We start from the raw sequence: 9,193 nt of genomic DNA, 5'->3' as shown, positions 1-9,193 counted from the left end.
ATAGGGAAAGATCTTGCGGTGACATTGATGTTGTCGAGGTCGTCGATGATGCTTCCTCCGATGTTGTCAGTATTGTCATCACAAGAGCATAGACAAGAAAATATTAATGCGAGGCTTAGAAATACCTGTTTTGCTTTCATGAAATGTATTTGTTTTTCTGTGTTTATGGAATTTACTCCAAGATGCTGTCGTAGAAATTGTCGTATGCGTCAACGTCTAATTCTGTTGCGGCAGCCTGAGACATGAATGGAATACCCTTCGATTTTGTATATTCAACAAGTTGTTGGTTGACGCCAGGACCTGCCTCTATGACACCGTCGGAATAGTCGATGGCCAATTTTTCGAATTCTGTGAAGTCGAATTTCTCATTGTAGTTCTTCAGTATGTCGCTATGGGCATCCTTGAATTCAAGACATTGTCCAAATGTTTTCTCAATGTCCTTCTTCAAACCGTTTCCGAAGAGGGATGTGATGATCTTGGTGTTTGCGAACGAAGGCTCGTCCTTGTATGCGGTTTTCACATAATAGGGTACAATGTTGCCTATCCACCCCTGGCAATGGATGATGTCAGGGGTCCAATGCAGCTTCTTTATTGTCTCCAGTACGCCTCTTGCGAAGAATATTGAACGTTCGCCGTTGTCTTCGTATTCTTCGCCGTTTTCATCGTTTGCCATGAGTCTCTTTGTGAAGTAGTCGTCGTTGTCGATGAAATATACCTGTATCCTTGTCGAAGGGATTGAAGCGACCTTGATTATCAGAGGGTGGTCAGTGTCATCAAAGATTATCATCATCCTTGAAAGACGAATCACTTCGTGTAGCTGGCCTCTCCTTTCGTTTATGTTTCCCCATTTGGGCATGAAGGTCCTGATTTCATATCCTTTTTCAAGTATGGACTGAGGAAGCTCGCGGCCTATGTGGGACAATTCGCTGTCAGAAACGTAAGGCGTTATCTCTTGGTTGATAAATAGAATTTTTTTTGACTTCATCATTGTTTTTCTTTAATCTTTGCAAAGATACGAAAAAAAACTTACTTGGTGCCTTGCTTCTCGCAAAATTGCTCAAAACTCATTGCTAATTGGCTTTTTTTTAAACATATTCTTTCTTGTTTAAGAAAAATGTTGTTATTTTGCACCGATTTTTCATTCGCAGTCGGTCTCTTTCGGGTGATTGGCATTTTTGGAAAAGGTTTATAAATATAATATAATGAAAGTTTTTAGTAAGATAGCAGACCTCCAGAACGAGTTGTTCGAAGCTCGTAAGAATAAAAAAACAGTAGGTCTTGTTCCCACGATGGGAGCTCTTCATGCAGGACATGCGTCTTTGGTTAAAAGAAGCGTTTCGGACAATGACGTTACAGTAGTGTCGGTATTTGTCAATCCGACGCAGTTCAATGATAAAACCGACCTGAATACTTATCCGCGTACACTTGATGAGGATTGTAAGTTGTTGGAATCCGTAGGGGCTGATTGTGTGTTTGCTCCTTCTGTAGAAGAAGTTTATCCATCGCCTGATACGAGAAGCTTTGAATTTCCACCAGTGACAACGGTTATGGAAGGCGCTCACAGACCAGGACATTTCAACGGAGTATGCCAGGTAGTAAGCCGGTTGTTTTACATCGTACGTCCAGACAAGGCTTATTTCGGAGAAAAGGATTGGCAGCAAATTGCAGTAATCAAGGCATTGGTGAAATATCTAGGTCTGAAGTTGAATATTGTTGAATGTCCTATTGTCAGAGAAGAGGACGGATTGGCAAAGTCGTCTCGCAACACATTGTTGGCTTCAGATGAGCGTTCTGTTGCTCCCATGATATTCAAATATCTTAACGAGAGCGTGGATTATGCGAAGAAGCACACTTTGAAAGAAACCCATGATTGGGTAGTGGACAGTATCAATGCCGTGGACGGATTAGAAGTGGAATACTTCTCTATTGTTGATGGCGATACATTGCAGGATGTAGAGAACTGGGAGGATTCTTCGGATACGGTAGGATGTATTACTGTGTATTGTGGAAAGAAGCCAGTCAGGCTTATAGATCATATAAAATATAACGCCAAATAAAAGATATTTATCATGTTGATTGAAGTTTTGAAGAGCAAGCTGCATTGTGTTCAGGTTACAGAGGCAAATCTGAATTATATGGGTAGCATAACCATAGACGAGGACTTGATGGATGCGGCTAATCTTATAGCTGGTGAAAAGGTTCAGATAGTAAACAACAATAACGGAGAACGTTTTGAAACATATATAATCAAGGGAGAGCGTGGCAGCGGATGTATTTGCCTTAATGGTGCAGCTGCAAGAAAATGTGTTGTAGGTGATACAGTTATAATAATTGCTTATGCACTTATGGACTTTGAAGAGGCCAAGTCTTATAATCCGGTTGTGGTTTTCCCTGTAGACAACAAGATACAGAAGTAATTCATCTTTGCATGTTATATCATTGAAGCAGCGTATGGTCTTGGCATTACGCTGCTTCAATGTATCTACGCAAATCGTTTGAAGTGAAGATTATGCTTCCGGTTTCTTGTTTCCTATACGTGCATCAAGTCGCTGATAATGCTGTCGCTCACAAACAGTCCCTTCCTTGTCAGATGTAGGTGGCTGCCTTCGAGTGTCATCAATCCATTTTCGATATGTGGGGCAGCTTCTTTGTACAGGAAGGCAAGATAGTCTTCGCCAAAATTTTTCTTTATGTCGATCATGTCAATTCCTTCGCATGTGCGTAGTCTTGTCATGACCACGTCGTCAAATCTTGAGTCCTTGGTTAGAAATTCAGTTTCGGCAGGAATCGTTTTTTTACTGATAGATTCCATGTAGGACGATATGTCGTCAATGTTCCATTGTCTTGACATTCGGTTGAAAGAATGTGCAGAAGCTCCGATGCCCAGGTATGGGATGTCATTCCAATAGTTGCTGTTGTGTCTAGACCGGTAACCGCTTTTTGCAAAGTTGCTTATCTCGTAATGTTCGTATCCGGCAGCAACAAGTTTGTCTATAAGTATGTTGTACATGGCAAGATACGTTTCCTCGTCGCATTCCTTTATCCTGTTCTCAAGAAGAAGTTTTGTCATTGCAGTCCCCTCTTCATACATCAGACTATAAGCAGAGATGTGCTCAACCTCCAGGTTGAGGGCGCTTTCAATGTCTGTCCTCCATGTTTGTATGCTTTCTTGTGGAAATCCGAACATTAGGTCAATGCTGATGTTCGACACGTCAGCCTTTCTCAGCCTTTCCACCGCCGATATGATTTGTGACGCATTGTGCCTTCTCCTTATGAAGGATAGAATATCGTCAGAAAAAGACTGTGCTCCCATACTGACCCTATTGATGGGAGAACTTTTTATATAATCGGCAAGAGATTCCGTGATGTCGTCTGGGTTGCATTCAAAAGTCGCTTCTATGGAGTCTTCCACCTTATTATATTTATATATGGCATCGAAAATCCTGTCAATGTCAGTTTGGCAGAGCTGTGAAGGCGTGCCACCTCCAAGGTATATCGTGGAGATTCTGTCGTCCAGATAATCCCTTCTCAACCTTAATTCTTCGCAAAGGCTGTCTACGTAACGTGAACGAAGTTCTTCGTGAGTTGTTGAATAGAAGCCGCAATAGATGCAACGGCTCTTGCAAAATGGGATGTGAACGTATAATCCTGACATAATTTGTAATTTTTGTATTGCAAAAGTACTAATATGTTTTAAAAAACAGGATTTTTTGTAGCAAATATTTTGTAAAATGTAGAAAATATGATAACTTAGTTGCCGTTAAATCTAATTAAGTCGCCACAAGAACATAAAAGCACTTGGAACGACAAACCTAAAATCTATAATAACATGAGAGTTTACCAGACTAATGAAATCAAGAACATTGCCTTGCTTGGCAGTGCGGGTTCCGGCAAGACTACTCTTGCCGAAGCGATGTTGTATGAGAGTGGTGTCATCAAGCGCCGTGGTACAATAGAAGCAAAGAACACGGTTTGTGACTACTTTCCAGTAGAACAGGAATATGGCTATTCTGTATTCTCTACTGTATTTAATGTGGAGTGGAATAACAAGAAACTGAATATTATCGATTGCCCTGGCTCAGATGATTTTGTGGGCGGAGCAATTACAGCGCTTAATGTCACAGACCAGGCATTGGTGCTTATTAACGGTCAGTATGGTCCGGAGGTCGGAACTCAGAATTTATTTAGATATACAGACAAGCTGAAGAAGCCGGTTATCTTCCTCGTCAACCAGTTGGATAGCGAGAAGTGTGATTTTGAATCCATTATTGCACAAATGAAAGATATCTACGGCACCAAGTGCGTGCAGATACAGTATCCTTTGAATACGGGACCAGAATTCAATTCCCTTATCGACGTGCTTCTCATGAAGAAATATTCATGGACGCCTGAGGGCGGTGCACCTATCATCGAGGATATTCCTGAAGAAGAGATGGAGAGGGCTATGGCTCTACATAAGGAGCTCGTTGAGGCTGCTGCAGAGAACGACGAGACTCTGATGGAGAAATTCTTTGAAGAAGAGACACTTACAGAGGATGAGATGCGTGAGGGTATCCGCAAGGGACTCATCACACGCTCGATATTCCCAGTGTTCTGCGTTTGTGCAGGCAAGAGTATGGGCGTTCGTCGCTTGATGGAATTCCTTGGTAACGTAGTGCCGTTCGTTAGTGACATGCCGAAGGTGCATAATACGAGAGGACAGGAAGTTCCTGCCGATTCCGACGCGCCTACTTCTTTGTATTTCTTCAAGACAGGAGTAGAGCCGCATATTGGTGAAGTCTCATATTTTAAGGTTATGAGCGGAAGCGTGAAGCCGGGTGATGATTTGACGAATGCAGACCGTGGATCAAAGGAGCGTATGGCGAATATCTTCGTATGTGCAGGAGCTAACCGTCAGTCTGTAGAGCAGTTGCAAGCTGGGGATATCGGTTGTACGGTAAAATTGAAGGATGTCAAGACCGGTAATACTCTCAACAGTAAAGACTGCGAGAATAGATTTGATTTCATCAAATATCCTAACTCAAAATATTCACGTGCGATAAAGGCTGTCAACGAAGCTGACACAGAAAAGCTTATGGCTGCTCTGACTAAGATGAGACAAGAAGATCCGACATGGGTCGTTGAGCAGAGCAAGGAACTTCGTCAGACTATCGTTCACGGACAGGGAGAGTTCCATTTGCGTACATTGAAATGGAGACTTGAAAACAATGAGAAATTGCAGGTTGAGTATCAGGAACCACGTATTCCATATCGTGAAACAATCACAAAGCTTGCACGTGCAGACTATCGTCACAAGAAACAGTCAGGTGGAGCTGGCCAGTTCGGTGAGGTACATCTTATCATAGAACCTTATGCCGAGGGAATGCCGGATCCTGTTTCTTACAATATCAATGGCCAGGAGTTCAAGATGAATATCAAGAACAAGGAGGTCGTTGATTTGGATTGGGGAGGCAAACTTGTATTCATCAACTCTGTTGTTGGAGGAGCCATCGACCAACGTTTCATGCCTGCAATCTTGAAGGGAGTGATGGAGCGTATGGAGCAGGGACCGCTTACTGGAAGCTATGCTCGTGATGTTCGTGTTGTCGTTTATGATGGAAAGATGCATCCGGTAGACAGCAATGAGTTGTCATTCATGTTGGCTGCAAGAAATGCGTTCTCAGAGGCATTCAAGAATGCAGGTCCAAAGATTCTTGAGCCGATTTATGATCTGGAAGTTTTTGTCCCTTCAGATTTCATGGGAGATGTGATGAGTGACCTTCAGGGACGCCGTGCTCTAATCATGGGAATGGATTCTGAGGCAGGTTATCAGAAGCTTCAGGCGAAGATTCCATTGAAGGAACTCTCAAACTACAGTATCTCACTGAGTTCTATAACAGGTGGTAGAGCTTCGTTCACAACTAAGTTCGCAAGCTATGAACTTGTTCCTAACGATATTCAGCAGGAGCTGATTAAGGTTCATGAAGCAGAAATCGACGGAAAAGAATAAAGGTCTGTTTGAAACATAAATTAAGGGGGCATGTCATGAGATATGTCCCCTTATTTATGTTGAAAACGTGTAGAGTCTTTTCCCATTTGAATGGTGCAAGTCTTGCCGTTTTCGAAAGTACTGGCAGAAGTGGTTTGTCTCTTGATTTGTATTTTCTGTTAGTTGTTGTGATTATTTAGAATGGCATGCCTACAGCGAAATGGAATGCAAAATCTCTGTTCATGTTCGGGTGGAATAATGGATAATGATCATTTTTAGATTCGTAAGCTGGATTTATTGCTTTCATTCCCATGTCGAAGCGCAGGATGAAATAGCTGAAGTTCAAGCGAATCCCCAATCCATAGGCAACGGCAATCTGTCTGTAGAAAGAGTCCAGATGGAACTGTCCACCTGGTTGTTCCTTGTATTCTCTCAATGTCCAAATGTTTCCAGCATCAATGAATGCCGCTCCGTGTAGTTTCCAGAACAAGGCGGTTCTGAATTCCATATTGAGGTCGAGTTTCATGTCTCCAGTTTGGTTTATGAAGTCAATGGCGCCATCTTTGCCTTTGAAGCTACCTGGGCCTAGTCCGCGTACGCTCCAGCCTCTGACCGAGTTCGCACCACCGGAGAAATATCTCTTTTCAAACGGCAAGACTGTACTGTTGCCGTAAGGATAGGCCACACCGAGAGCTGCATGCATAACAAGCTGGTTGTTCTGGTCGAACGAAAACTTGTGTGTGTAGTCGAAGTCGAATTTCGCATATTGGGCATAAGCGATGTTGAAAATCTTGTAGTGTTTATTGGCATCCTTCTGCATTTTCGTGATATGCGATATACCGTTGAGGATATTACCGGCTGTCTCGCAGTTTATTTTGAATGCATTGTTTTTGTGGCTGTATGTCATTCCAAATCCGATTTTCATGATGAAGAGATCTTCGTAGTTGTATTTCAAAATGACGTTTTTATTGTCTACATTATCAAGATAGTTGTCTTTGAATGTAGATGATATCCATGGCATATAGACATAATTGAGGTCTATGATGTCAACTTTGTATTGGTGTTTTTGGCTAGAGTCTGTCCATCTGTATCTTACAGAGCCTGAGAATACTCGCCTATGGAACTCTGGACGGTTTTGCAGGTTATAGCTCACTCCGATTTCCGTCGTAGAGTAAGAACGTCTTTTGAAGTCATATGACAGAAACGGACACATGAAGCTGGGGAAAAGAATCTTTGACTCTATTCCGTATTCTATATAATTCTGATTCTGGTAGCCTTCAAGACCGGTTATCGCTTCGTAAGCCCCTCTTAGTTTCACGCTGAACACTTCAGAGCCTCTGAACAGATTCCTGTTTTCGTATGTAAGCGATACTGCGGCACCAAGGTCTCCGGCTGTATTTGTACCTTCAGGTTGGAAACTGATACTGTTGGGGGTGCTCGGACTCACTCTGATATTGCAGTCGAGCAGGCCTTCACCTGCTTCTTTGAATTGAATGTTCGTGTATTTCACAGCTTGAAGCTTTCCGAGACTGTTATATGTTCTTTTGAGCATTTCAGAACTGAAGGGCTTACCTTCTTCGAGCCATGTGTTTTCCTTAAGCACATTAGCTCGCAATGGAATTCTGTCTCCTTCTGTGCTACTGTAGATAATATTGTTTATCTTGTAGCAAGTATGTAGTGTGTCTGTCTTTACTCCTGGTTTTTCGTATTTTGCTATGTGGAGTATCAAATCTACAAGTTCTTTGCCAGGTATTGAGTCTGCCGTATACGATATGAAATTCTTGTGAAAGTGGTAATATCCATTGTTTGTCAGGGCAGATGTTATAATTCGGCGCTCCTGTTCAAGACTGTTGATGCTGAATACCGCTCCTGCCTTTATCCTTTTTTCTTTAGGGTATATTACATCAAGCTTCTTTTCGATGTTGTCGTCTTGGATGTCGTATGTTATGTTGTTTATGTGAAATTTCTTCCCGGGAGTAAGGATGTATGTTATATCAATCTTGTTTTTCTTATGAATCTTCGTACGGGTCTCCACATTGGCATTGAGAAACCCGTTGTTCTGCATTGCGCTTCGAAGATCGTTGCAAGTCGATTCTGTAAGTGTGGAATCCAGAGTTACTGGCTTTTCCCCGATATTCTTTAAAGTCTTGTTGATCCACTTTGTTGAATCTTTGCCTGCAAGTGAATATGTCGCAAGTGGTATGCGTAGTGCTGAAAACCACTTTGTGTTTCCTTTCTGCTTTATATATGGTTCATATTCTGAAGCGTTTATGCTTTTGTCTGTGCTCTCTATCATCACCTTGTTAATGAGAAACTCGTTTTCCGGTATGAATTTGGTTATGCTGCATCCCGTCATGACAGATGTCATAAACGCCACACAAAAGTGTATTAAGATATGTTTTATAGGTTTGTTCGTCACTTCTCTTGGTTTTGTTGTGCAAAAGTATAAAAAAAATTGTACTTTTGTGGCTCAAAAACTATAAAATGAAATGTTAAGCAAGAATCAGATAAAATTAGTTCATTCGTTGCAGTCAAAGAAAGGACGCGACAAAGAGGGTTGTTTCGTTGCAGAAGGTCCTAAGGTGGTGTCAGATTTGATGGAGATACTGAAGCCGAAAATGTTTTTTGCCACTCAGGGGTGGATAGATTCTAATCCTCAGATAGATAATGATATAGTTGTTGTCACGGATGATGAACTGCGTAAAATCAGTTTCTTGCAGCATCCACAGGGAGTGCTTGCCGTATTCCCGATGCTTGTGAGTCAGCCTAAATGTGATTTCGACGATTCTTCCCTTTACATTGCCCTTGATGGGGTGCAGGATCCTGGTAATCTGGGCACTATCATACGTGTGGCCGATTGGTTTGGTATAACGAAAATTTTCTGCAGCCGTAACACCGCTGACGTGTATAACCCCAAGGTCGTACAGGCTACTATGGGCAGTATCGCCAGAGTGCGGGTTGAATATTGCGATTTGCAAGTGCTTTTCGATTCGCTCCCCACTGGTTATCCCGTTTATGGTACATTCCTTGATGGTGAAGATATTTATAAGAAATCCCTCACTCCCAACGGTATTATAGTGATGGGGAATGAGGGGAATGGCATTTCCGCAGCTATGCGAAGCCGTATAAACAACAGGCTTCTGATACCGAACTTTCCTGAGGGGCGCCAGACTGCAGAAAGTCTGAATGTGGCAATAGCCACTGCCATAACATGTTCGGAGTTCA

The 9,193-nt window shown here is 42.3% G+C and carries 7 protein-coding genes; 4 read left to right on the top strand and 3 right to left on the bottom strand.

Annotated features, from left to right (window positions below; all coding sequences use genetic code 11):
* Positions 1 to 172: 172 nt before the first annotated feature.
* The gene (locus QVO99_RS09220; protein ID WP_022317321.1) at positions 173 to 985 is read right to left on the bottom strand and encodes a glycogen/starch synthase; all 813 of its coding nucleotides are present in this window, start codon (positions 983 to 985) and stop codon (positions 173 to 175) included.
* A 217-nt stretch (positions 986 to 1,202) separates the two neighbouring features.
* On the opposite strand from QVO99_RS09220, the gene panC reads away from it, so the two are divergent.
* Together panC and panD are read left to right on the top strand one after the other, a co-directional pair.
* Positions 1,203 to 2,057 (top strand): pantoate--beta-alanine ligase, encoded by an 855-nt coding sequence (gene panC / locus QVO99_RS09215; protein WP_022317319.1) that lies wholly within the window; start codon positions 1,203 to 1,205, stop codon positions 2,055 to 2,057.
* A gap of 12 nt (positions 2,058 to 2,069) precedes the next feature.
* Complete coding sequence (gene panD / locus QVO99_RS09210) at positions 2,070 to 2,417, top strand: aspartate 1-decarboxylase (protein WP_022317318.1); 348 nt, start codon at positions 2,070 to 2,072, stop codon at positions 2,415 to 2,417.
* 113 nt (positions 2,418 to 2,530) lie between these two features.
* On the opposite strand, the gene hemW is transcribed toward panD, so the two are convergent.
* Positions 2,531 to 3,655, bottom strand: coding sequence for a radical SAM family heme chaperone HemW (gene hemW, locus QVO99_RS09205; protein ID WP_022317317.1), 1,125 nt, complete (start codon positions 3,653 to 3,655; stop codon positions 2,531 to 2,533).
* A 174-nt stretch (positions 3,656 to 3,829) separates the two neighbouring features.
* Here hemW and QVO99_RS09200 point away from each other — a divergent pair, with 174 nt between their 5' ends.
* Complete coding sequence (locus QVO99_RS09200; RefSeq protein ID WP_022317316.1) at positions 3,830 to 5,989, top strand: elongation factor G; 2,160 nt, start codon at positions 3,830 to 3,832, stop codon at positions 5,987 to 5,989.
* Between the two features lie 175 nt (positions 5,990 to 6,164).
* On the opposite strand, the gene tamL is transcribed toward QVO99_RS09200, so the two are convergent.
* A complete protein-coding gene (tamL, locus tag QVO99_RS09195; protein ID WP_042519440.1) occupies positions 6,165 to 8,336 on the bottom strand; it encodes a translocation and assembly module lipoprotein TamL in 2,172 nt (723 codons plus the stop codon).
* 121 nt (positions 8,337 to 8,457) lie between these two features.
* Between tamL and QVO99_RS09190 the strand changes: the two genes are divergently transcribed.
* The coding region (locus QVO99_RS09190) for an RNA methyltransferase (RefSeq protein ID WP_288177114.1) at positions 8,458 to 9,193 on the top strand (736 nt) is incomplete at its 3' end.

It is taken from the genome of Prevotella sp. CAG:592, assembly GCF_000436015.1.
Lineage (GTDB): Bacteria > Bacteroidota > Bacteroidia > Bacteroidales > Bacteroidaceae > Prevotella > Prevotella pectinovora.
Note: the sequence above shows the minus strand (reverse complement) of the source record. Positions and strands in the feature narration are given on the sequence as shown.